Source organism: Leifsonia sp. HAY1-4F (genome assembly GCF_056755275.1).
On sequence record NZ_JBNDHX010000015.1, the window covers coordinates 1 to 22,952 of the forward strand.

General features: G+C 71.2%; 24 protein-coding genes. 8 read left to right on the plus strand and 16 right to left on the minus strand.

The genetic code is table 11. The features are described 5' to 3' along the window. Positions 1-132 precede the first annotated feature (132 nt). Together ACPYOG_RS04965 and ACPYOG_RS04970 are read right to left on the minus strand one after the other, a co-directional pair. The gene (locus ACPYOG_RS04965; protein ID WP_481293143.1) at positions 133-3,144 is read right to left on the minus strand and encodes an FAD-binding and (Fe-S)-binding domain-containing protein; all 3,012 of its coding nucleotides are present in this window, start codon (positions 3,142-3,144) and stop codon (positions 133-135) included. A 124-nt stretch (positions 3,145-3,268) separates the two neighbouring features. Further along, the gene (locus ACPYOG_RS04970) at positions 3,269-3,907 is read right to left on the minus strand and encodes a TetR/AcrR family transcriptional regulator (protein ID WP_481293144.1); all 639 of its coding nucleotides are present in this window, start codon (positions 3,905-3,907) and stop codon (positions 3,269-3,271) included. A gap of 58 nt (positions 3,908-3,965) precedes the next feature. On the opposite strand from ACPYOG_RS04970, the gene ACPYOG_RS04975 reads away from it, so the two are divergent. The 4 genes from ACPYOG_RS04975 to ACPYOG_RS04990 all read left to right on the plus strand — a co-directional run bounded on the left by ACPYOG_RS04975 (position 3,966) and on the right by ACPYOG_RS04990 (position 6,450). Further along, positions 3,966-4,388, plus strand: coding sequence for a nuclear transport factor 2 family protein (locus ACPYOG_RS04975; protein WP_481293145.1), 423 nt, complete (start codon positions 3,966-3,968; stop codon positions 4,386-4,388). Next, a complete protein-coding gene (locus ACPYOG_RS04980) occupies positions 4,385-5,176 on the plus strand; it encodes an SDR family oxidoreductase (RefSeq protein ID WP_481293146.1) in 792 nt (263 codons plus the stop codon). Before ACPYOG_RS04975 ends, ACPYOG_RS04980 begins: the two co-directional genes overlap by 4 nt. 88 nt (positions 5,177-5,264) lie before the next feature. Continuing rightward, entirely contained in the window at positions 5,265-6,332 is a 1,068-nt protein-coding gene (locus ACPYOG_RS04985) for an NAD(P)H-dependent flavin oxidoreductase (RefSeq protein ID WP_481293147.1), read from the plus strand. Continuing rightward, positions 6,319-6,450: a hypothetical protein gene (locus ACPYOG_RS04990; protein ID WP_481293148.1), complete on the plus strand. Its 132-nt coding sequence runs from the start codon at positions 6,319-6,321 to the stop codon at positions 6,448-6,450. Before ACPYOG_RS04985 ends, ACPYOG_RS04990 begins: the two co-directional genes overlap by 14 nt. A gap of 31 nt (positions 6,451-6,481) precedes the next feature. On the opposite strand, the gene ACPYOG_RS04995 is transcribed toward ACPYOG_RS04990, so the two are convergent. Together ACPYOG_RS04995 and ACPYOG_RS05000 are read right to left on the minus strand one after the other, a co-directional pair. Beyond that, on the minus strand, positions 6,482-7,297 hold the full coding sequence (locus tag ACPYOG_RS04995) for a cytochrome c oxidase assembly protein (RefSeq protein WP_481293149.1): 816 nt from the start codon (positions 7,295-7,297) through the stop codon (positions 6,482-6,484). Between the two features lie 131 nt (positions 7,298-7,428). Continuing rightward, on the minus strand, positions 7,429-8,727 hold the full coding sequence (locus ACPYOG_RS05000) for an alpha/beta hydrolase (protein WP_481293150.1): 1,299 nt from the start codon (positions 8,725-8,727) through the stop codon (positions 7,429-7,431). Positions 8,728-8,958: 231 nt separating this feature from the next. Here ACPYOG_RS05000 and ACPYOG_RS05005 point away from each other — a divergent pair, with 231 nt between their 5' ends. After that, positions 8,959-9,288 (plus strand): ferritin family protein, encoded by a 330-nt coding sequence (locus ACPYOG_RS05005; protein WP_481293151.1) that lies wholly within the window; start codon positions 8,959-8,961, stop codon positions 9,286-9,288. Positions 9,289-9,403: 115 nt separating this feature from the next. Here ACPYOG_RS05005 and ACPYOG_RS05010 read toward each other — a convergent pair whose 3' ends face one another. From ACPYOG_RS05010 to ACPYOG_RS05040, 7 genes are all read right to left on the minus strand, one after another. Continuing rightward, positions 9,404-10,279, minus strand: a complete 876-nt coding sequence (locus ACPYOG_RS05010; protein ID WP_481293152.1) for a LysR family transcriptional regulator — start codon at positions 10,277-10,279, stop codon at positions 9,404-9,406. 224 nt (positions 10,280-10,503) lie between these two features. Continuing rightward, positions 10,504-10,827 carry a CHY zinc finger protein gene (locus ACPYOG_RS05015; RefSeq protein ID WP_481293153.1) on the minus strand — a complete coding sequence of 108 codons (324 nt, stop codon included), beginning with the start codon at positions 10,825-10,827 and terminating at the stop codon, positions 10,504-10,506. Next, positions 10,824-11,435, minus strand: a complete 612-nt coding sequence (locus ACPYOG_RS05020) for a CbiQ family ECF transporter T component (protein WP_481293154.1) — start codon at positions 11,433-11,435, stop codon at positions 10,824-10,826. The genes ACPYOG_RS05015 and ACPYOG_RS05020 overlap by 4 nt, the downstream gene beginning before the upstream one ends. Continuing rightward, positions 11,429-12,118, minus strand: a complete 690-nt coding sequence (locus ACPYOG_RS05025; protein ID WP_481293155.1) for an energy-coupling factor ABC transporter ATP-binding protein — start codon at positions 12,116-12,118, stop codon at positions 11,429-11,431. The genes ACPYOG_RS05020 and ACPYOG_RS05025 overlap by 7 nt, the downstream gene beginning before the upstream one ends. Next, a complete protein-coding gene (locus ACPYOG_RS05030) occupies positions 12,115-13,254 on the minus strand; it encodes a thiolase family protein (protein WP_481293156.1) in 1,140 nt (379 codons plus the stop codon). Before ACPYOG_RS05030 ends, ACPYOG_RS05025 begins: the two co-directional genes overlap by 4 nt. Next, positions 13,244-14,383, minus strand: a complete 1,140-nt coding sequence (locus ACPYOG_RS05035) for a class I adenylate-forming enzyme family protein (RefSeq protein ID WP_481293157.1) — start codon at positions 14,381-14,383, stop codon at positions 13,244-13,246. Before ACPYOG_RS05035 ends, ACPYOG_RS05030 begins: the two co-directional genes overlap by 11 nt. Then, positions 14,380-15,024, minus strand: coding sequence for a biotin transporter BioY (locus ACPYOG_RS05040; RefSeq protein ID WP_481293158.1), 645 nt, complete (start codon positions 15,022-15,024; stop codon positions 14,380-14,382). The genes ACPYOG_RS05035 and ACPYOG_RS05040 overlap by 4 nt, the downstream gene beginning before the upstream one ends. A gap of 57 nt (positions 15,025-15,081) precedes the next feature. On the opposite strand from ACPYOG_RS05040, the gene ACPYOG_RS05045 reads away from it, so the two are divergent. Next, positions 15,082-15,690: a TetR/AcrR family transcriptional regulator C-terminal domain-containing protein gene (locus ACPYOG_RS05045; protein WP_481293159.1), complete on the plus strand. Its 609-nt coding sequence runs from the start codon at positions 15,082-15,084 to the stop codon at positions 15,688-15,690. On the opposite strand, the gene ACPYOG_RS05050 is transcribed toward ACPYOG_RS05045, so the two are convergent. Further along, complete coding sequence (locus ACPYOG_RS05050; protein ID WP_481293160.1) at positions 15,671-16,063, minus strand: DUF3566 domain-containing protein; 393 nt, start codon at positions 16,061-16,063, stop codon at positions 15,671-15,673. The genes ACPYOG_RS05045 and ACPYOG_RS05050 overlap by 20 nt on opposite strands. Positions 16,064-16,262: 199 nt before the next feature. Next, the gene (locus tag ACPYOG_RS05055; RefSeq protein WP_481293161.1) at positions 16,263-16,892 is read right to left on the minus strand and encodes a ScbR family autoregulator-binding transcription factor; all 630 of its coding nucleotides are present in this window, start codon (positions 16,890-16,892) and stop codon (positions 16,263-16,265) included. Between the two features lie 104 nt (positions 16,893-16,996). Here ACPYOG_RS05055 and poxB point away from each other — a divergent pair, with 104 nt between their 5' ends. Beyond that, positions 16,997-18,730, plus strand: a complete 1,734-nt coding sequence (poxB, locus tag ACPYOG_RS05060) for a ubiquinone-dependent pyruvate dehydrogenase (protein WP_481293162.1) — start codon at positions 16,997-16,999, stop codon at positions 18,728-18,730. 186 nt (positions 18,731-18,916) lie between these two features. Here poxB and ACPYOG_RS05065 read toward each other — a convergent pair whose 3' ends face one another. Beyond that, positions 18,917-20,710 carry an LCP family protein gene (locus ACPYOG_RS05065; RefSeq protein ID WP_481293163.1) on the minus strand — a complete coding sequence of 598 codons (1,794 nt, stop codon included), beginning with the start codon at positions 20,708-20,710 and terminating at the stop codon, positions 18,917-18,919. A gap of 129 nt (positions 20,711-20,839) precedes the next feature. After that, complete coding sequence (locus ACPYOG_RS05070) at positions 20,840-21,406, minus strand: MarR family winged helix-turn-helix transcriptional regulator (protein ID WP_481293164.1); 567 nt, start codon at positions 21,404-21,406, stop codon at positions 20,840-20,842. A 154-nt stretch (positions 21,407-21,560) separates the two neighbouring features. Here ACPYOG_RS05070 and ACPYOG_RS05075 point away from each other — a divergent pair, with 154 nt between their 5' ends. Beyond that, entirely contained in the window at positions 21,561-22,151 is a 591-nt protein-coding gene (locus ACPYOG_RS05075) for an NADPH-dependent FMN reductase (RefSeq protein WP_481293165.1), read from the plus strand. 9 nt (positions 22,152-22,160) lie between these two features. Here ACPYOG_RS05075 and ACPYOG_RS05080 read toward each other — a convergent pair whose 3' ends face one another. Continuing rightward, positions 22,161-22,937 carry a DNA-formamidopyrimidine glycosylase family protein gene (locus ACPYOG_RS05080; RefSeq protein WP_481293166.1) on the minus strand — a complete coding sequence of 259 codons (777 nt, stop codon included), beginning with the start codon at positions 22,935-22,937 and terminating at the stop codon, positions 22,161-22,163. Between the last annotated feature and the right edge of the window lie 15 nt (positions 22,938-22,952).

The window sequence follows — 22,952 nt, forward strand, 5'->3', positions numbered from 1 at the left end:
TCCGTCGTCGGCAGCGTCAGATGTGTATAAGAGACAGGATTCGAACGGATCCCGTTCGAATCTCCTCCATTACCGCCATTCGAGGGAGATCCGGCACCCGATCTCCTCCGCTAGCGTCGGTGCGTCTACACCTCAGGAGCGCTGTCGCACCCGCTCCGATGCGAGCGCCCGCTCGACGACGGCCGCCGGGATGCGCTCAGCGGTCCGGCCCGGCCGGTCGACACCGCTCGGTCGTCCTCGTCGCGCCTGCAGCGCGATGGCGAGGACCTCGGCCAGGTGCAGCGGCCGGGCGGCGTCGGAGAGCTGCTCCACCTGGGTGCGGCAGCTGAAACCGTCCGCGACGACGCGGGCGCCGGGCCCGGCCTCCCGGATCGCAGGGAGGAGGTCGTGCTCCGCGGCCGCGATCGAGACGTCGAGGTGGCCGGCCTCGAAACCGAAGTTGCCGGCGAGCCCGCAGCATCCCTCCACGGTCGTGGTGTGGATGCCGGCGTCGTCCAGGATGCGCTGGTCGGCCGCAAAGCCGCCGATCGCGTGCTGATGGCAGTGCGGCTGCACCACGGCGGAGCCGCCGATGTGCGGCGGTGACCAGTCCGGCGTGCGTTCGAGCAGCTCGGCGAAAGAGGTCGCGCGCTCGGCGACGAGGGCGACGGCCGGGTCGTCGGGGACGAGCTCCGGAGCGTCCGAGCGGAACACGGCGAGGCAGCTCGGCTCCAGTCCGACGAGAGGCGTGTCGTCGCCCAGGACCTCGGCCAGAATCGAGGAGGTGCGCCGGAGCATCCGCTCGGCGACCCCCAGCTGCCCGGTCGAGATCCAGGTCAACCCGCAGCAGAGGTGGCCGGGCGGCAGCACGACCCGGTACCCGGCGTCCTCGAGCACGGCGACGGCGGCCCGGCCGATCGAGGGATGGAAGTTGTCGGTGAACGTGTCGGGCCAGATCATCACGTCTCCGAGGGGTGCGGCAGGCGCGGCCGGGCGCGCCGCGAACCAGTCGGTGAACCTCTCGGGCGCGAAGCGCGGCACCGGCCGGTCCGGCTCGACACCGCCGAGCCGCTTGCCCAACCGGGAGACACCGGGGAGGCGGGCGAGCCGATTGACGAGGGCGGGCGCCACCCGGGCGGCTCGGGCGAGAAGCGGGAGCCATCCCATCGTGTAGTGGGCGGCCGGCCGCAGGCGTCCTTCGTAGTGGTGGGAGAGGAACTCGGCCTTGTACGTGGCCATGTCGACGTCGACCGGGCAGTCGGAGCGGCATCCCTTGCACGCCAGGCACAGGTCGAGGGCGTCGAGGACCTCGGGCGAACGCCACCCGTCCTCGATGGGCCCCGGACGGAACTGACCGCTGAGCATCTCGAACAGGAGCCGCGAGCGTCCGCGCGTGGAATGCTCCTCTTCGCCGGTGGCGCGGAACGACGGGCACATGACGTCCCCGGAGTGGCTGCGGCAATTGCCGACGCCGACGCAGCGGAGCACGGCTTTGTCGAACCGGCCGCCGTCGTCGGGATACGAGAAGTGGAGGGCCACATCCACCTTCGGCCGGTAGGTCGGGCCGAGGCGCAGGTCCTCGGTCGGCGGGAGGGGATGTACGACTTTGCCGGGATTGAGGTGGTTGCCGGGGTCGAACAGCGCCTTCGTCCGCTGGAACGCCTCCATCACCCGGTCGCCGAACATGATGGGCAGCAGGGCGCCGCGCGCCTGGCCGTCCCCGTGCTCTCCCGAGAGCGAACCACCGTAATCGGTCACGAGCCTCGCTGCCCGCTCGATGAAGGCGCGGTACGCCGAGATGCCGTGCTCGGTGGTCAGCTCGAAGGGGATGCGGCAGTGCACGCAGCCGTGCCCGAAGTGCCCGTAGAGGGAGACACGGTCGTAGCCGAACTCGCTCAGCAGGTCGCCGAAGTCGCGCAGGTAGTCCCCGAGCCGTTCCGGCGGAACGGCGGCGTCCTCCCAGCCAGGCCAGTGATCCTGGCCGTCCGGAGCGCGGGCCGTTGCTCCGAGTCCCGCCTCGCGGATCTCGACGATCTTCCGCTGCAGCGACGCGTCGTCGAACTGCGCGATCTGGGGCGCGGGGTCGAGTCCGGCGAGCGTGGCCCGCAGCCGCCGCGCCTTCTCTTCGACCTCGTCGGCGTTCGCGCCGGGAAGTTCCACGGTCAGCCACCCGCGACCCTCCGGCAGCAGCTTCAGCGCCTCGGGATTCTTGCCCCTCCGCTTCTCGTTGCCGACGAGGTGGTCGTCCATCCCCTCGATCATCGTCGGGTCGAAAGGGGCGATGCTGGGGGCGGCGTCGGCGGCGTCCGTGATCGAGGGGAACCCGAGCACGAGCAGGGTCTTCGCCGCCGGCACCGGGACGAGGTCGATCTCGGCGTGCAGGACGGTCACGAGGGTCGACTCGGACCCGACGAGCGCCTTGCCGACATCGAACCCGTGCTCGGGAAGGAGGGAATCCAGGCCGTATCCCGAGACGCGGCGCGGGATGTCGGGGAAGCGTGCCCGGATGTCGTCCCCGAACTCGTCGGCGATCGCACGCAAGCCCGCATAGAGCTCGGCGCGACGGCCGCCCTCGGCGGTCACGCGGGCGAACTCCTCGTCGCTCGTCGGCCCCACCCACAGGCGCTCGCCGTCGTAGGTGAGCACCTCCAGCCGGCGAACGCTGTCGGCCATCTTCCCGTACGCCTGGGCGGTGGATCCGCACGAGTTGTTGCCGATCATCCCGCCGATCGTGCAATGCGAGTGGGTCGCGGGCTTGGGGCCGACCATGAGCCCGTGCGGGGCGAGCAGGGCGTTCAGGTCGTCGAGGACGATGCCGCACTCCACCACGGCCCGGCGGGCCTGCGGGTCGAGCGAGACCAGGTGGTCGCAGTACTTGCTCCAGTCGATGACGACGGCGTTGTTGGTGCACTCGCCGGCGAGGCTGGTGCCGCCGCCGCGGCTGAGCAGCGGCACCCCCAGGTCGTGGCAGATCGAGACGGTCTCGACTCCGGCGTCGATCGTGTGCGGCACGACGACGCCGATCGGCACCTGACGATAGTTGGAGGCATCGGTCGAGTACGCGCCGAGCGTGCCGCTGTCGAAGCGCACCTCACCGTCGACGCGGGAGGTGAGGGCGTCGGCGAGGGCGTGGAGATCGACGCCTCCCGACGTGATGGTGCTCACCGAGGCACCTCGGGGCTCCGTCGTCGACCCACCATGGTGCGGAACGTACGCTGCCTGCCCTGGCCGTCAAGGTGCGGCGCGCCCCGGCCCCGCGACATTCGTGACGAATGTTGTGCCGGCGCGCTCAGACGACCGGTGACGGACTCAGGTGGGCGGCGATTCCGACGGTGACGAACTCGGCGTAGCGATCGAGGTCCCACTGGCTGCGGAGGACGAGCAGGTCGTAGAGCTGGGCCGAGCTGTACGTGAGCAGGATGTCGGTCGCGGTCTCCACATCCACCGTCGGCGGGAGGTGGCCGGCCGCAGCAAGTCGCGTGGCGTTCCCGGCCATCCGCGTCCGCCGGTCCTCGTCGATGTCCCGGGCGAGGGCGGTCAGCTCGGGGTCGTGGTGGGCCGCGGCCTCCAGGAGGAGCAGGATGGGCGCGACGCGCGGCGCGACCTCGGCGCTGAGGCGGCCCCATCCCTCGAGGAGGGCGGAGAGGTCGTCCGCGCTGAGGGCGTCGGAGCGGTCTTCCGCTGCGACCGGGCCGGCGCCCTCGAGCCCGTGCTGCACGACGGCGCGGACCAGGGCCGCCTTGCCGGCGAACCGCTTGTAGACCGTCTCGACCGATACGCCGCAGGCATCTGCGACCTTCGGGATGGTGAGGGCGGCGTAGCCGTCGGTCAGGAGGATGTCGCGAGCGGCCTGGAGGAGCGACTCCCGGACCTTCGCGGCCTGCGCCCGGCGGCCCGATCCGTCGTATTTTCTCTTGACTCCCCGCACCGGCACGCTCCATACTCGACGAATAGATACAGACTACTGTAACGAAATAGAGGAACACATGTCCACTGCAGCACATCCGTTTCTCGTCCGACTCCAGCAGGCGACCGAAAGCCACGACCTCGACGCACTCGTGGACTGCTTCGATCCGGGATATCGCAACGAGACTCCCGCCCATCCCGGGCGGTCCTTCGAAGGCGTCGAGCAGGTCCGCGCGAACTGGTCGCAGATCTTCGCCTTCGTCCCTGACATTCGATCGCGCATCGTGCGTGAGGCCGTCGACGGGTCCGAGGTGTGGTCGGAGTGGGAGATGAGCGGCACCCGCCTCGACGGCACGGCGCACCTGATGCGCGGGGTGGTCATCTTCGGCCTGAAGGACGACCGCGCGATCACGGCCCGCTTCTACCTCGAGCCGGTGGATCAGGCCGACGCCACCGTGGATGACGCGGTCCGCGCCGAGCTCCATGCGGACGGCCCGCAATGATCGTCGTCGTCGGGGGGAGCGGGATGCTGGGAAAGCCACTGGTGGAGGACCTCCTCGCCGCCGGCGAGAAGGTCCGCGTGGTCGCGCGGGACACCGATAGGGCACGGTCCCTGTTCGACGACGCGGTCGAGGTGGTGCACGGGGATGTGCGGGACCGTGACCGCATGCGTGCCGTCGTCGCGGGGGCGGACGTCGTCGTCTCCACGATGCACGGCTTCCTCGGAGGTCGCGGCGCCGGACCGTCCGAGGTGGATGAGCGCGGAAACGCCAACCTCGTGGATGCTGCCGCGGCGGCTTCGGCGAGCATGGTCCTGATGTCCATAGCGGGCGCGTCCCCCGATCATCCCGTGGATCTGTTCCGCGCGAAGTATGCCGCCGAGCAGTACCTCCGCGCGAGCGGAGTCCCGTGGACGATCGTGCGTGCGCCGGCCTACCGGGAGTTGTGGCTCCGCCTCCTCTCCGAGACGGCAGGGGACTCGGGCCGGCCGCTGATCTTCGGCCGGGGCGAGCAGCCCATCCCGTTCGCCTCGGTCGTGGACGTGGCTTCCGTGGTGAGCCGCGCGGCCCTCGATCCGGACCAGCGCGGCCGGCTGATCGAGGTTCCCGGGGAGCCGATGACGATGAAGGAGCTCGCGCGGGGGCTCAAAGCCGAGCGGGGATGGACCGGGTCGCCGCGCCATGTGCCGCGTGCGGCGCTGCGGGTTCTGTCGGTCGTCGCCCGGCCGGTGAATCCTGCGTTCGCGCGTCAGAGCCTCTCGGCGCTGATGATGGACACCCGGGGAGGGTGAACTCGCGGATCGGCGCACCGGGCCGCGGGTATGATCGACGCGCGGCCCGTGCCGGCCGGCCCGGGACCGCCGATCGAGGAGGTCCGGGATGGAATTGAGCCGCCAGGTGGGGATCGAGACGCCGATCGTGCTCGGTCCCTTCGGAGGGATGTCGTCCGTCGCACTGACGGCCGCGGTCAGCGAAGCGGGCGGGCTCGGCTCATTCGGCCTGTACGGCCTGAATCCCGAGCGCATCGCCGGCGTGGGACGGGAGCTGCGGGAGCAGACGTCCCGGCCGTTCGCGTTCAATCTCTGGCTGCCCTTTCAGGGCCCGGGGGAGCAGCCGCCGGGCGCGCCCTTCGACCGCGCCGAGTTCGACGCTGCGGTGGCCGGTCTCGCGGACCTCTTCGAGGCGGCAGGGATCGAGCCCCCGGCCTGGCCGGTCGCTCCGCTGCCCGACTTCTCCGCCCAGCTCGAGGCGGCTCTCGAGGCGCGGCCGGCGGTCCTGAGCTTCGTCTTCGGCGTGCCGTCCGCGGAGGTCGTCGAAGAGGCCCACCGCCGCGGCATCCGCGTCTTCGGTGCGGCGACCACCGTCCCCGAGGCGCAGGCGCTCGAAGCCGGCGGCGTGGATGCGATCGTCGCCTCCGGTCTCGAAGCGGCGGGGCATCGGCCGTCATTCCTGGATGCGCCTGAGGCGAGTCTCGTCGGTGGCCTGTCGCTCATCCCGCAGGTCGTGGATGCGGTCGGCGTTCCGGTGATCGCGGCCGGCGGGATCGCGGATCGTCGCGGCGTCGCGGCGGCCTTCGCGCTCGGAGCGGACGGCGTCCAGGTCGGATCGGCGTTCCTCGCCACGCGGCAGTCCGCAGCGCGGGAAGCGCACCGCGAGCGCATCCGGACCGCTGCCGCCCACGACACCGTGCTCACCCGAGCTATGAGTGGGCGTCCCGCGCGCGGGCGCCCGAACCGCGCTGTTCGGACGATCGAGCAGAACGGCGCGATCGCTTCGTTCCCGCTGCAGAACATCCTCAGCGGAACCTTCCGCCGCCGCGCCGCAGAGAACGGCGACGCCGAACTGCTCTCCCTGTGGATGGGGCAGAGCGCCGGTCTGTCACGGTTCGAGGACGCGGCGGACGTCTTCGCCGAGCTCGCCGCCGGGGTGCCTGATGGCCGGGACTGACCCGGAGGACGAGCCGGAGGAGGGCGGCGACGCGGCGTGCTGGCTCGCGCGGGTCTGCGTCGAGTGCGGAGCGCTGCGCGAGGGTCCGGGCGCCTGCTGGCGCTGCGGCGCCGCGTGAAGCCGCAGCGATCACCGCACCGGCATCCCCGTCACGGCCGCTGCTGCAGGTGCTGCCGGGTCAGCTCCTCCATCTGCTCGTCGGTCAGGTCGTCCATCCGCTTGCCCTCGTGCCGGTCCAGCCGCATCCACCGGATGAACAGAATGACGAGGACCGGCACGTCGGCGACCTCCGCGATGAACCACAGGAAGTCGCCCGAGAGGTGCTGGTCGTGCAACGGGTTCGGGAACCAGGCCGGAAGCTGTCCGGCGATCGCGGGCGCGTGATCCAGGACCGCGTCGTTCAGGCGCAGCAGCAGGCCGGGGATCGCATCCAGGATGAGCGCGACGAAAGCCAGGAGGAATTCGACCGTCACGAAGAAGCCGGTCCGGAACACCGAGTGCGCCGCGATCGGGAGCACCAGGAGCAGGCCGCAGAGAGGTGTCAGGATGGAGATGCTCCACTGCGACCAGGTCGAGTCGCGCAGGATCGCGGCGACCGGCGTGAGGAACACGAGGAATACGACGCACGCGAAGACCGGCGCGAAGATGGCGTTGCCGAACAGGCGCACCGGCCAGGACCGCATGAAGCGGTCCGTCCGCTGACGCCCGTCGCCGCTGAGCGCGACGCGCGCCAGCGCGACCGGGCGGCCGATGCTGATCAGGCCGGGGACGACGAAGAGCAGGAGCGCGATCCGCGTGGTGAAGGCCCACCGCAGATTCACGCTCTCCGCTCCGAGGAAGCCGAACGACACGACCGCGTAGGAGCCGAGCCCGAGTAGGAGGTACGCCGCCGTCAGACGCGCCGGCCAGTGGTGGCCCCTCCGATGGAGGCGGGCGACGCCGGCCAGGTAGAGGACGGCCGCCACCACGAGCACAACAGCGGCCGCCGGGTCGAACGACCAGGTCGTGAGGAAGACGATGAGGGGTGGCGTGATCGGCTCCGGTCAGAGGGGGACGCATCCATTCTCATCCCCGGCACCGACACCGGCGCACAGGATCAGCCCGGTTGTTCGAGGCCGAGCAGCGGGTACAGCAGCTTGACCCCGCCGGTCAGACCGCCCATCAAGGCGCCCCGCCCGTGGCCTCCGACGGCGACGTCGACGAAGGCGCTGTCGATTCCCGCGCCGCGCGACGCGGCCAGCGCCTGGATCGCGACGTGGTGGAACACCGGGTCGTCGCGGCACGCCGTGAAGATCGCGGTCATCCCGGCGTGGGTGAAGTGGCGGAGTTTGATGAATGGTTTCGCAGCATCGTAGGCCTGCTGGTTCCCGCCGAACTCCTCCTTCAGCGTGCGGTCGGGATGTTCGGCGCCCGGGAACTCCTCGCCGGAGATGTCCAGGATGCTGTTGAACAGCTCCGGGTGGTCGATGGCGAACGACAGCGCGCACAGCCCGCCGTTGGAGTAGCCGGCCGCGGTCCAGAACCGGTGGTCGTGGGTGATGGGCAGCTTCCTCTCCGCCCAAGCGGTGACATCCTTCGTGATGTACGTCTCCGCGTTGCCGAAGCGCGCGGTGTCGAGGCAGAGCGTGTCGTCGTACGGGCTGCCCAGCTGGTCCGCCACGACCACCACGGGCGCGAGGCCGCGGTGAGTCGCCGCGTATGCGTCCAGCACCTCGGCGATGGGTTCTGGGTCCGGGTTGCCCGGCTGTCCCATCATCATCACGATCAGTGGCAGCGCGGGTGGATGCGCGACGAGCGCCGCCGGGGGAAGGTACAGGCCGGCGTCGCGGGCATGGAAGCCGCTGACGGTCCCGGGGATGGACGCGGTGCCGAGCGTGCCGTGCGCGGGCATGTCCGCCGGCGGCTTCCAGTGCTTCCAGAGCGTCGAGTCGTACTCGGGCGACGACGCGTTCGCGGGAGGGGCGAGCTTCAGCGGCCGGGGCACAGCGATGGCCAGGACGCTCGCGACCGTGCGGTCCAGGCCGTAGTTGGCGTTGATCCCGACCGCCGCTGCGAGGAGGAACACGGGGATGGCGCCGAGCGCGACAGGGATGCGCCAGCGCGGCCGCCGGCGGATGCTCGCCACCGCGATGGCCACCGCGACGAAGGCGGCGCCGAGCCAGGCGTAGTTGCCGTAGCCGAGGGACTCCCCGAACAGGTTGAGCCACCGGATGCAGACCAGCCAGGTGACGACCGCGGCGAGCAGCCCGGCCGGCACGGCGATAGCCAGCCGCACCAGCCACCCGCGCGACGGCCGGCGCAGCAGCACCGCGACGAAGAGCAGCGCGGCAGCGGCGAAGACCACGATGGGCGCCGGTCCGTCCACGACATCGATGCCGAGCAGGCCGTCGAACACCCCTTTACCCCCTTTTCCGACGGGGAGGGACGTGTCGACCCCCGACCTGCGCGCACGACTCGACGTCCGGCAGACGATCCCCCAGCACTCCGACTATAGGAGCGCATCCTCTCGGCACGGGCTGACACGCACATGTCTGTCCGGTTTCCTGCGGGCCGCCGGTTGCTTAACGGGCCGGACGGTCTTTTGATGGGGCGGTGCCTCGACGAATCGAGGACGGGAGGAGATCCGGTGTCCACCGACCAGTACCACGAGCCGCCGAGCGAGCTCAGCGAAGAGACCCGTACGTTCGCCCGGATGTGCGCCAGCCTGGCCGAGGAGGCGGAGGCGATCGGCTGGTACGAGCAGCGCATCGCGGTGGAGAAGGACGAGGTGGCGAAGGCCATCATGCGCGACTCGCTCGGAGAGGAGTACAAGCACTTCAGCATGGAGCTGGAGTTCCTCCTCCGAGCGAAGCCCCAGTGGCGGGAGACCGCTCAGGGGATCCTCTTCCAGAGCGGCGACATCGTCCAGCACGGCGAGCAGGCCGAGGAAGCGGCGGAGGACGCGGCCGACACCTGAGCACATTCGCGACGAATGTCGCCCTACGCGCGCTGGAACCGCACATTCGTCACGAATGTCGCCCTACGCGCTGGAACCGCACATTCGTGACGAATGTCGCGCCGGCGCGAGGCCCTCACTCGAGCGAGTCGAGCTCCTCGTGCACGAAGCGCGCGAACTGCTCCGCGGCCGCGGACTGCGAGCGGGAGCGATTGCGCGCCAGCCCGATGATGCGCGTCGCCTCGTCGCGCAGCCGGACCGCGACGATCCCCGGCTCCGCGGGCAGGTCCGGGATCAGCGCGACGCCGACCCCGTCGCGCACCAGCCCCCTCAGCGTCGAGAGCTCGGTCACCTCGATGACCGGTTCCATCACCACGCCGTGGGCGGCGAAGTAGGCGTCCGCGATGTGACGCAGCCCCGAGCCGGTGCGCAACGACACCAGGTCGTACGGCTCGAGGTCGGCGACGCTCACCGCGTCCCGGCCGGCGAGGGGATGCCCGTCCGGCACCCCGAGCACGAGCTGCTCCGCGGTGAGCGGCTTCCACTCGATCTCCGGATCGCGGGGGTCGGGACTGAGGAAGGCGAGGTCCGCGGCGCCCTCGCGGAGCGCATCCAGCACGGTGTCCGCCGTCCCGCCGTGCAGCACGAAGCGGATGTCGGGGAACAGCGCCCGGTACTCGCTGATCACGCGCGGGATGAGCCAGCCGCCGAACGACGAGACGTAGGCGACCGAGACCGTCCCTCCGGAGGGATCGCGCAGCGCTTCGATCCGTGCGCGCGCGTTCTCGAGCTCTGACTCGGCCCGGGTGGCGTGGGCGAGCAGGATCTCGCCGTACTGGTTGAGCTCGAGGTGGCCGCGTCGGCGATCGAACAGCTCGACGCCCATCTCCTGCTCCAGGCGGGCGAGGGAGCGCGTCAGGGTCGATTGCGAGACCCCGAGGGTCTCGGCCGCGAGGGCGGGATGCCCCTCCGCGGCCAGGGCCCGGAAGTGGGCGATCTCGTCGATCCGCATGCCTCTCATCATGGCGCATCGCGGTCGGGCGCCGGGCGGTGCTCGAATGAGCGGTCGCCGCACATTCGTCACGAATGTCGCGCTGGACCGCGCCGGAGTGCACATTCGTGACGAATGTCTCGTTGGATCGCGTCGGAGTGCACATTCGCGACGAATGTCGCGTTGGATCGCCCCGGAGCGCACATTCGTCACGAATGTCGCCTGGGACTGATGGGCGCTAAGCGTCAGACCTCGAAGTAGAGGTGGGTGTGCAGCCGGCATCCCGGGTTGAAGGCGGCCCCGCAGCGCGGGCAGGCGTCGGCCACGAGGTATTCCGCGATGGTCAGCTCGTGATCGCAGACTCCGCACAGCACGGCCCGCTCGCCGCGACTCTCGAGCGGCCACTGCTGCGCCGCGTGATCGGCCGTCTCGGCGTGGCACAGATGACACGGGTAGTACGCGCCGCAGCAGGCGAAGCGGATCGCCACCACATCCAGCGGCGTCCGGTAGTGGATGCAGCGGGTCTCGTCGTCCACCACCGGCCCGAGCACCGCTGGCCGCGCGGTCATCGGACACCCCGCGCGGAGAGTGCCTCGCCCAGCTGGTCGGCGTGCTTCAGCGACAGGATGAGGAAGGGGACGGCGAACAGCCTCAGTCCCGGCCGTGCGCCGCGCGCGCGTTGCGCATCCCGCACCTCCTGAGCCAGGCGGGCGAGCACCGGCACTGTGGTGAGCGTGACGGTCAGCAGCACCGCCGCGCGCTCCGAGTCGAAACGGAACCGCTTCAGCGGCCGGAGGCCCCGCTCCACCGCATCCAGAAGGTCCGTCACCCGCGTGGTGAGCACCAGCAGGCCGGCGAGCAGCACTGCGGCCGTCACCCGGGCGGTGTTGGAGACCGCCGCCTCCGGCCCCAGGAAGATCAGCTGCGGCAGGAAGGTCACGAGAAGCAGCCAGCGCAGCATCAGGGTCTGCTGCGCGAGGACCCGCATCCCGAGCATCCCATCGCCGAAGCCGGCGACCGCGTAGCCGACGACGACCACCCCGCCTGCGACCGCCGCTGCCCACCACTGCGAGGGCAGCACCGACACCGCGAGCACCGCTCCGAGGAGGAGGAGCAGTTTCGGTCCGGCAGCCATGCGGTGCAGGATGCCGTGGCCGGGGCGGTACAGGCTCAGCATGCGAGCGCCGCCTGGTATTCGGCGATGACGTCGGCCGGATGCCCGACCGCCTCCACCCGGCCCCCGGCGAACAGCACCGCCGTCTCGCACCGCTCCGCGAGCGCGAGGTCGTGGGTGACGACGACGAGGCGGTGGCCGGTGTCGGCCAGCAGGTGTTCCGAGACCCGGCGTGCGTTGCGGGCGTCGAGGTAGGTGGTCGGTTCGTCGGCGACCACGAGCTCCGGTCGGCGGACGAAGGCGCCGGCAAGGGCCAGCAACTGCTTCTGTCCGCCGGAGAGGTCGTGCGACGGCCGGTCGCGCAGGGCGCTCAGCCCGAAGCGGTCGAGCGCCTCGTCGGCGCGGCGGCGGCTCTCGTCGCGGGAGAGCCGGTCGGGACGCAGGGAGAACGCGACGTCCTCCACGACGGTCGGCATGACGATCTGCGCATCGGGGTTGCTGAAGACCACGGCGACGCGGCGGCGCAGTTCGCCCGCCTGCCGCACCGGGTCGAGCCCGAGGACCTGCGTCGTGCCCGCGGTCGGCTGCACCAGCCCGGCCAGCAGGCGCGCGAACGTGGACTTCCCCGATCCGTTCTCGCCGATGACGGCCACGGTCCGGGCGTCGAGCGCCAGGTCGACGCCGTGGAGCGCGTCCACGTCCCCGAGCCGGACGCCGACCCCCTCCAGCCGGATCGCGGCGTTCACCGGACCACCTCGAAGACTGCGGCGACGCCCATCCCGCCGCCGATGGATGCTGCAGCCACCCCGAGCGTCCCGGCCGGAGCGCCCGCACGCACCAGGCGGCTGAACAGCCGGACGACCGCCACGGCTCCGCTCGCGCCCCACGGATGCCCGAGCGCCAGCGCGCCGCCGTCGGCACAGACGCGGGGGTCGTCGTCGGCGATCCCGAGCCGGTCGAGCACGGCCAGGCTCTGGGAGGCGAACGCCTCGACGATCTCGAACGCGGAGACGGCCGAGACGGCAGCGCCCGAATCCTCGAGTGCCGCACGCACCGCCGGGGCGGCGCCCAGACCCGGCAGCGCAGGGTCGCAGCCGGCCACGGCCCAGGAGCGGACGGCGAGGCCGGGGATGCGGGGGATGCCGCGAGCCGGCATTACGACGACCGCGGCCGCCCCGTCCCCGATCCGTGTCGAGGTCCCGGCGGTCAGGGTGCCGCCCGGGAACAGCGCCGGGAGGCGGTCGAGCACGCCGGCAGCCCCTCCGATCGCGTCGTCCGCGGCCGCGTCGCCGATGGGTACGAGTTCGTCCTCGAACCGCCCGTCGGCCAGCGCGGCGGCAGCTCGTGCATGGCTGCGCGCGGCGTGCGCGTCCTGGCGGGCGCGGGGGATGCCGTCCGCCGACGCGAGATCCTCGGCGGCCCGCGTCATCTCCGGGTCCGGGAACCCCGCGGGGGCGAAGGGCGCGCGCTCGTAGGCCACGCCGTGGTCGGACCGGACGGGAGCCGTCGACGGGCTCTCGACTCCACCGGCCACCCGCGGGCGCTCGTCTCCCGCGCGGATCGCGGCCGCCGCATCCATCACCGCCGCCAGTCCGCTGCCGCACTGCCGGTCGACCGTGCCGCCCGGCGTCGCGACGCTGAGTCCGGCCGCCAGAGCCGCGATGCGTGCCGGGTTGCCGCCCGGGCCCATGCAGTTGCCGAGCAGGACGTCCGCGACCGTCAGCGGCGCGCCGGTGACCTCCTCGGCGTCCGAGACGGCGGCGCGGATGGCATGCGCCGCGAGCTCGCCGACCGGGATGCGCGCGAGGGCGCGTCCGCGCGTGCCGATCGGCGTGCGGCGTGCGGCCACGATCACGGGGGAGAGGCGAGGGTCAGTGGACAAGGCGCTCCAACTCTCCGGCCAGGGCCCGTCGGGCGATCTCGGCGCGCGCGGGCTTGCCCGAGGCGGTCCGCGGCAGCGCACCCGTGAACCACAGGCGCGGCCGGTGTGCCGGGGCCAGGTCCCGGGATGCGGCGCGACGGAGGTCGGTCAGCGACGGCGCCGGCGGGTGCCGTTCGACGAGCGCCGCCACGAGCGCACCCACCCGTGACTGCGGCATCCCGAACACGACGGCGTCGCGCACTCCCGGGACCGAGCGCAGCACCGCCTCCACCTCCTCGGGCACGATCGTGGCGGACGCGCTGAGGACGGCGTCGTCCGCGCGGCCCAGCAGCCGCAGACGGCCCTGGACCACCTCGGCCCGGTCGCCCACGGTGGCCCAGTCGCCGTCGAACCGCAGCGGACCGGCGGACGACCCGGCGGACCCGGTGGACGACCCGGCGGACCCGGTGGACGACCCGGCGTATCCGAGCGCGGTGAACGGGGACCGCACCCAGAGCGCACCATCGCGGATGCTCAGTTCCACGCCCGGGAAGGCGCGCATCCCGGACCCGTCGTCGAACGCCACGAACGACAGCTCGGCCGCACCGTAGTACGCATGCACCCGGATGCCGCGCGCCTCCGCCCGCGCCCGGAGCGCCGGATCGAGGTGGGAACCGCCGACCAGCGCGACGCGAAGACGAGAGGCGGGATGCGCCTCCAGAGCTGCGCGGAGCGCCTCCGGGGTGCCGTGCAGGTGCGTGGCGTCCGCGCTGACCGGGCCGACGGCGATCCGCGGTCCACCGGCCAGAGCCTGGGCGAGCGAGTACAGCGTGAGGGAGGAGGATGCTGGTCCGGGAAGCGCGACCACGTCCCCGGGCCCCGCGTCCAGCAAGGAAGCGACCGCAGCAAAGGACCGAGTCCAGGACGCATCGCTGCGGAGCACCACCCGGGGCGCGCCGCTGCTCCCGGACGTGAGAGTGGCCCAGGCCGCCTCCTCCGGCACCGCAGCGGTGGCGGCCAGCGCGCGGACCGTCGCCCACTGCGCCGACGGCCACCGCGGGTCGCCCACCAACGGCACGTCGCCGTCGGCGCGCACCCGGCGGAGGCCGTCGAGGAGCCCGGGCCGCCCCGCGTCCAGGACGACGATCACGCGACCGGAGCGACGTCGCGTTCGGGACTCGGAGACGGCTGCAGCGCCCAGCTGCGCCGGAAGGCGCGCGGGTACGCCCGCACCAGCGTCATGACGATGGCAGTGGCGATGACCGCCTTCACCACGTCTCCCGGCACGAAGACCAGGCTCAGGGCGGCGGTCGAGCCCAGCGGCAGGCGGGTGACGAGGCTCTGCACCGGGACGCCGAAAGCGTAGACGACGAGGATGCCGCCCACCAGCATCCCGAGCGCCGTCCGCCACCACATCGGCTTGCGCCGGCCGGCGTGGACGATGAGGCCGATCACGATCGCTCCGGCGATCCAGCCGATCAGGTAGCCGGCCGACGGGCCGACGAACGCGCCGATGCCGCCGCGGCCGCCGGAGAGAAGCGGGAGCCCGAGGGCGACGAGGGCGAGCAGAGTCGCCATCGAGAGCGCACCGAGCCAGGGGCCGAGGATGGCGCCGGCGAGCATCACACCGAGGGTCTGCGCGGTGATCGGGACGGAGCCGAAAGCGCTGATCCCGCCCGGCAGCCCGAGCACGGCGACGATGGCCGCGAAGACGGCCACGCGGGCGAGGTCGGTCGCGTCGAGGCGTCGGCGCGCCGGGCGAGCGGAGGGCGGGGGAGTCGTGGAGGTCATTGCGGGGATCCTTACCTGAACACTGTTCACCTGAACGATGTTCACTATAGTGAGGATATGGCAGGGAACGAAACCGGACGGCGGCACTCGCGCGACGATGTCGTGGAGGCGGCACTCCGCATCCTCGACGATCTCGGCCTGCCCGACCTCACGATGCGTCGGCTGGCCGCTGCGCTCGACGTCCAGCCGAGCGCGCTGTACTGGCACTTCCCGAACAAGCAGACCTTGCTCGCGGAACTGGCCGACCGCATCGTCGCAGCCCGCCGGGTGCCGGCGTCCACCGATCCGGCAGCCGACTGGCGGGATGCGGTGCGCAGCGAGGCGGCCGCTCTCCGGGATGCGCTCCTCGCCTACCGCGACGGCGCCGAGGTGGTCTCGAGCACGCTCGCCCTCGGTCTCGGCTCGCCGGAGACCGTCGACCGGCTGGCCCGCGCGGTCGCCCGCGGCGGCTTCGACCCGGAGACCTCGCGCCGCGCGGCGACGGCCCTCCTGCATTTCGTTCTCGGTCACGTCTCGCACGAGCAGCAGCGCCTGCAGTACGACTCGCTCGGCGTGCTCGCCGACGGCGACCGCTCGCCGTTCGACGAGGACGACCCCGCCGCAGCCTTCGCCTTCGGCGTCGACCTGCTGGTCGGCGGACTGGAGCTCAGTCGCTCCCGAACGTGACCTTCCACCCGCCCACGACGTGGACGGCCAGGTTGAACAGCGCCGCGGAGATCGCGCCGAGGGCGGACACCACGATGATCTCGAGCACCGCCACCACGACCGTGAAGGTCATGACGTTCGGGAAGGTGAGCCCGGCCACGAGCGCGGCGCCCTGCGAACCGGCGATGTCCTCCAGGAAGCTGGTCACGGCGCCCACCACGCCGAACCGGTCGAGCGCCGCCCAGAGGAGCAGGCCGAGCAGCACGGTGATGCCGCCCACGATGATGCTCACCAGGAACGACATCTTCAGGGCCGACCAGAAGTCGACGTAGACCAGCCGCATCGTGGCGCGCTTCTTCTGTTTCGTGCCCCGCGGCAGACGACCCGACGGCATTGCATCCTCCCCAGATTGCTGACGCCGTCTCCGGCATCCCCCGTCGGGCAAGTCTACGGGACGACCTTCCGCGAGCCGGGAGGAGACGTTCGCAGAGTCCATACCGAGCGTCCGGTTCTGAGGTAGAATCGTCTGCACACCCTGGCACGGCCGTAGCGGATTGGGGGCGCTGCGGCCGGGCCGGTAGGGCGGGCCCCGCCTAGTGGATGAGCTCCGGCAGAGATCGCAGCCGCTCCCACTCGGAGTCCGGCACGATTCCCGGCAGCAGCACGACCCACAGATCGCGGATGCGCTCCATCAGGTCCGACCGGTGGCTGACCAGTTCCGACACGAGTTGCACACCCGTGTAGGCCGGCACGACGACGCGGGCCACCATCCCGGGGTCGAGCTCGGGGCGGAGATCGCCCTCCTCGATCGCGCGGCGGAACAGGTCCTCGGCGGCCCGCAACCAGTCCTCATAGGGCTCGACGACCGGCGGATCGAACAGGGAGACATCCGTGCTCAGCCGGATTCCGGCCTGCACCACCGGGTCGGAGAACAGTTGCCTCCCGAGCATGACACTCAGCACCACCATGGTCTCCAGACCCGGGCGGCCCTCCTCGATCACCTGGGCGGCGGCCTCCATCGTCCGCCGGTGCTGTTCGTCGATGACGGCGCGCGCGAGCTCGTCCTTCGAAGCGAAGTGGAAGTAGAGCGCACCTTTCGTGACGCCCGCCTCCGCGGCGATGTCCGAGATCGACGCGAGGCCGTATCCACGACGCCCGAAGACGGCGGCCGCCCCGGCGACGATCGCCTCGCGCGTCACCTGCGCCCGTTCCTGCTTCACCATGATGCGCTCACGTTAACGCACCATTCCTTCGAGCAGGATGAGGAAGTTCCCGAGCCGGGCGTAGCGTTGCTCGCACCACCACCGAAGAGCACAGGGAGGCCGCTATGCCCACCGTCGCCGACACCACCGTCGAGATCCTGCGGGATGCGGGCGTCACCCGTGTCTACGGCATCCCCGGCGACTCGCTCAACGGCTTCACCGACGCCATCCGCCGCAACGACGGGGTGAGCTGGGAGCACGTGCGGCACGAGGAGGCGGCGGCGTTCGCCGCGTCGGCGGACGCCGCGCTGACCGGACAGCTCGCGGTGTGCGCCGGCAGCTGCGGCCCCGGCAACACGCACCTCATCAACGGCCTGTACGACGCCAACCGCAGCCGGGTGCCCGTGCTCGCCATCGCCGCCCAGATCCCGGGGGCCGAGATCGGAAGCGGCTACTTCCAGGAGACGCATCCGCAGGAGCTGTTCCGCGAGGCGAGCGTCTACACCGAGCTCGTGACCCAGGCGGATCAGATGCCGCGCATCCTCGAGATCGCCATGCGCACCGCGGTCGAACGGCGCGGCGTGGCCGTCGTCGTGGTTCCCGGCGAGATCTTCCTCGCCGACAGCGCGGGCCGGCGCAAATCCGCGCCGATCGCGTTCGTTCCGCGGGTGACGCGGCCGACCGAGCCCGAGTTGCATGCGGCCGCCGACATCCTGAACGGCGCCAAGCGGGTGACGATCCTCGCCGGTGCGGGTGCGGAGGGCGCACACGACCAGCTCGTGGCCATCGCCGGAGCCCTCCACGCGCCGATCGTGCACGCGATGCGCGGCAAGGAGTTCATCGAGTACGACAACCCCTACGACGTCGGCATGACCGGACTGCTGGGCTTCTCCTCGGGCTACCGGGCGATGGAGTCGTGCGACGCCCTGCTCATGCTCGGCACCGACTTCCCGTACCAGCAGTTCTTCCCCTCGAAGGCGAAGATCGTTCAGGTCGATATCCGCGGCGAGAACCTGGGGCGACGAGTACCGCTGGACCTCGGCCTCGTCGGCAGCGTCAGGGACACGGTGGATGCGCTCCTCCCGCTCCTCGCCGGGCGTACGGACCGCAAGCACCTCGACTCGTCGCTGGCGCACTACGCCAAGGCCCGCAAGAGCCTCGACGACCTGGCTGTGAACGACCGCAATCGCACGCCCATCCATCCGCAATACGTCGCCCGGCTGATCAGCGAGCTCGCCTCCGAGGATGCGGTCTTCCTGCCCGACGTCGGCTCGCCGGTCGTGTGGGCCGCCCGCTACCTGCGGATGAACGGCAAGCGGCGGCTGATCGGCTCGTTCACGCACGGCAGTATGGCGAACGCGCTGCCGCAGGCGATCGACGCGCAGACCGCGTTCCCCGGCAGGCAGGTCGTCGCGCTCGCCGGAGACGGAGGGCTCGCCATGCTCCTCGGCGAACTCCTGACTTTGCGCCAGAACAAGCTGCCGGTGAAGATCGTCGTCTTCAACAACTCGTCCCTCAACTTCGTCGAGGTGGAGATGAAGGCGGCCGGCTTCGTCACCTTCGGAACCGGACTCGAGAATCCGGACTTCGCACGGATCGCGCAGGCCGCCGGGCTCCACGCTCAGCGCGTGGAGCAGCCGGGCGAGCTGGAGAGCGCGCTGCGCACCGCCTTCGCGCACGACGGACCGGCCCTCGTGGATGTGGTGACCGCGCGGCAGGAGCTCAGCATCCCGCCCGCGATCACCGCGAAGCAGGTCGGCGGCTTCACCCTCTACGCGCTGCGCACGATCATGAACGGCCGCGGCGACGAGCTCATCGACCTCGCCGACACCAACGTCTTCCGCCGCCTCTTCGACTGACGCCCCTGCGCCGCGTGGTGCTTGGCGCACATTCGTGACGAATGTCGCCCTCACGCCTGTCTGAGTGCACATTCGTGACGAATGTCTCGTCCCCTCCCCGCGGCTCCTTGTGTACATTCGTGACGAATGTCGCCCTGGCGCGTGTCTGAGTGCACATTCGTGACGAATCCGGAGAGGGATGCGTGGCTAGTTGATGCAGACCTTGTCGCTGTAGTTCGTCGCGGGGCCCGTGGGGGTTGCGGACGGGGCGGGAGCCGGCGCGCTTCCGGTCGCGGGCTTGCCCGAGCCGGCGGCCGCGGGCGCCGTCGGCATGATGCCGTCCTCGCCGAGGATCACCGTGACCGTGCTCACGGCATCCGTCTGCTGCACGGCCGCGCCGGGCAGGTACGCGGCGACCGCCTTCGCCTGCGCTTCCTGGCCCGCCTTGTACTGGATCACCGTCGTCGAGCGCGTGTCCGAGTCCCCTGGGGTCCCGGTTTTGAAGCCCGCGGCGGCGAGCGTCTGCGTCCCGGTCGTGGCGGCGCCGTTCGCGCTGCCGCCGTTCAGCACGGTGACCGTCGTGTCGGCCGGCTTCGCGGCCGTGGCGTTGTCGTACGCGGTCGGGGTGCCGATCAGACTCTGGATGAACGCAGGCATGGCGTCGGTGTCGACCTGCACGATCGAGACGTCCGAACCGTCGACCGTGATGGTCGGCGTGCCGGAGATCGGGATGGTCGCCGACTGCACCTTCCCACCCGTCAGACCCTGCAACTGGGCCGCCAGCTGGAGGAAGTTCAGCCCGGGATCTGTCTCCAGGGAGCCGCTCACCGCATCCAGGACGCTCGTCAGCTTTCCCGGGTTCAGCAGGGTTCCGGCGGACAGGAACTTGTGCGCCTCCACCGACAGGAAGTACTGCTGCCGCACCACCCGATCCAGATCCCCGCGCGGCAGACCGTGGCGCTGGCGCACGAAGGACAGGGCCTGCTGGGCATCCAGCGTCGACACGCCCGCCGGGAAGTTCGCTCCCGAGAACGGGTCGTCCACCGCATTGTTGAGGCACACCTGGATAGGCCCGAGCGCCTTGGCGATCGTGTAGAACCCGAGCAGCGACACCCGCACGTAGTGGTCGATGCTCAGCCCGGTGAGGTTCTGCACCGTCTGGATGAGCAGCTTGGCTCCGCTCGCCGCGTCCGTCCCGCCGTTGCCCAGCGAGAACGCGGCATTCAGCTTGTTCATGCCGTGGCCGGGCACATCCACCCAGGAGTCGCGGGGGAGCGACACGAGCGTCGCCGACTTCCCGTTGGCCGGGATGTGCAGGACCATCATCGTGTCGGTGTTCGTGCCGCCGCCGTCCGCCGTCGTGCTCAGCTGGTCGAGCTCGGCCTGCGTGGCGCCGTCGGGGCGGTGGTCGTCGCCGACCAGAAGGGTGTTCTGGTCCTGGCCGTCCACGTCCTTCCCGGTCTTCGAGATCACGTCGACGTGCGTCACACCGCCGACGAAGCGGAAGTAGCTGTAGGCGGCGTACCCGCCGAGGACCACCAGGAGGACCGCGAGGGCCGCGGCGGTCCAGCCGACGATGCGCTTGGCGCGGCGATGTTTGCGGGGAGGCTTGCCCTGGCCGTTCGCGGTGGGACCGCCGTTCGAGCCGCCGTCTCCGGGGCCGTCGCCGTTCCCGCCTCGGCTGCCGGGGCCGGAACCCCCGGATCCGGATCCGCCGGAGCCCGATCCGCCGGAGCCCGATCCGCCCCGCCCGCCGGAGGCTGGACCGCCGGACCGTCCAGCGCCGCCGCCTCCCCGGGCGGGCGCGTCGCCGCCGAGTCCGAACGGGTCGAACGGCGCGCCGCCGCCGGCCCCTGTGGGGACTCCGGATGCCGGACGCGTCGCGCGAACGGGGCGGCGAGGGTCTACCGGCGGCACGCGTCCGAAGACCTCGGTCGGGGGCAGCTGCTCATCGCTGCCGCCCGAGCCGGGCTCTGAGGAGGGAAAGTTCGGGCGTCGCACAGGGAAACGTTAGAGGGCGCGACCTTGGAACCCGCTGCTTCGTGAGGTGTTTCCCGAGGAATCGCCAGCTTTTCCGCGCCGACCTCCCAGGGGCGTGGGGAGGCGGCGGTCACCGGCCTGCGAGATCGCTCAGTCGTCCGCCCGGATGTCGGCGTCGCTGCTGGGGCCGTCGCCGCTGGAGCCGGCGCCGCCGTCTCCATCCGGATAGGCTGTCGCGCATTCCTCGTCGGTGATCGCGGCGTTCATCGTGCGAGCGATCTCCAGCAACTCCTCCTGCTGTTCCGGCGTCAGGGCGTCGAACAGGATGCGACGGATCGTGGCGGTGTGACGCGGCAGCGCCCGCACCACCGCCCGGCGCCCGTGGCCGGTGAGGTGGATCCACATCGCACGCCGGTCTTCCGCGCACTCCTGCCGTTCGACGAGGCCACGTGCGACCATCCGGGTGACCTGGTGCGAGACGCGGCTCTTCTCCCAGCCCGTCCGATCCACCAGGTCGCGCACACGCATCCGACGGCCCGGCGAGCCCACGAGCGCCATCAGCACCTCCAGCTCGGAGATGGAGATGCCGTCGTCCCGCTGCAGCTGAAGATCGAGCGTGCGGTCGAAGCCGCGGCGCATGAGGTGGAAGGCGCTGAAGAGTTCCAGCTCGCCGTCCGTCAGCTTCCGCGGGTCGGGTCTGGTGCGCGCGGTGGCCATACGACATCCTGACACGTGCCCGGGCGCCGCACGAGGATGCCCGACCGAGTGGATGCGGCCCGCCGCATGCTCGGGAATGATCCGTCCGGTGACCTCGTTGCGGAACGGTGACACGTCATCAAACGAGACACGTCATCGAACGAGGAAGGCTGATATGAGCAAGATCGCGATCATCATCGGAAGCACGCGCCCGGGCCGCAACGGCGAAGCCGTGGCCCGCTGGGTCCACGAGAACGCGTCCCAGCGCTCGGACGTCGAGTACGAGCTCGTCGACCTGAAGGATTGGGACCTCCCGCACCTCGACGAGGCGCTGCCTGCGGCCGCCGGCCAGTACGCGGGCGAGCACACCAAGGCGTGGGCGGCGAAGATCGCCCAGTTCGACGGCTTCATCTTCGTCACCCCGGAGTACAACCACAGCACCTCGGGCGCACTCAAGAACGCGATCGATTACGTCGGCGCCGAGTGGTACAACAAAGCAGCCGGTTTCGTGAGCTACGGCGTCTTCGGCGGTGCACGCGCGGTCGAGCACCTGCGTCTGGTGCTGTCGCAGCTGCAGGTCGCCACAGTGAGCGCCCACGTGGGCTTGAGTCTCGCGCATGACTTCGCGAACTGGCAGCTGAAGCCCACCGAGCAGCAGACCGCAGCGCTCACGCCGCTGTTCGACCAGGTGGAGTCGTGGTCCGCCGCCCTCAAGACCGTGCGCGAGGCCGCCGCCGAGGAGGACGAGGACCAGGCCGCCGCCTGACCTCGCCGCTCACGTCTGGCAGACCGGACAGAAGTAGGTGACTCGTTCTTCCGACTCCGTCCGGCCGAGGCTCGCGGAGTGGATGAGCGTCCCGCAGCGCCGGCACGGCTGGCCACCGCGGCCGTACACCCAGGTGTTGCGGCCGCGGCGGGTGTCGCCGGTCGTCACGCGGATCCCGCGGTCGCGGTTCGCCATGATGAGACGGTGGCCGAGGTCGACGGCCGCCGCGAGGTCCGCATCGTGCACAGGACGCGTCGGCAGCATGCCGCGCAGGAAGCACACCTCGTTCACGTAGACGTTCCCCAGGCCGGCCAGGTTGCGCTGGTCGAGCAGGGCGACCGCCATCGGTGCTTCTGGATGCTCGGCGAGCCGCCGCACGGCCTCCGCGGCATCCCAGTCCCGGCCGAGGACGTCGGGACCGAGGTGGCCGACAGCGTCCTCCTCCCGGTCCCGCGGAAGGACCTCGAGCACCCCCAGCTGGAATCCGACCGCCTGCACGTAGTCCGTCCTCAGCACCGCACGAGCCTGGTACGCGGGGTGCCGCCAGCGCCCGTCGGGCGGGTACACCTCCCACGAGCCCTCCATCTTGAGGTGACTGTGGATGGTGTGGTCGCCGACGTGCATCAGGAGGTGCTTGCCGCGGCTCACCACCTCCTCCATCCGTTGACCGGAGAGGTCGACGGTCGCGAACGCGGGCACCCGGAAGTCGGTCTCGGTGAGGACCCGGCCGCCGAGGGCGCGATCGAGACGGCGCGCCGTCTGATAGACGGTGTCTCCCTCAGGCATGGCGACCTCCGGCCG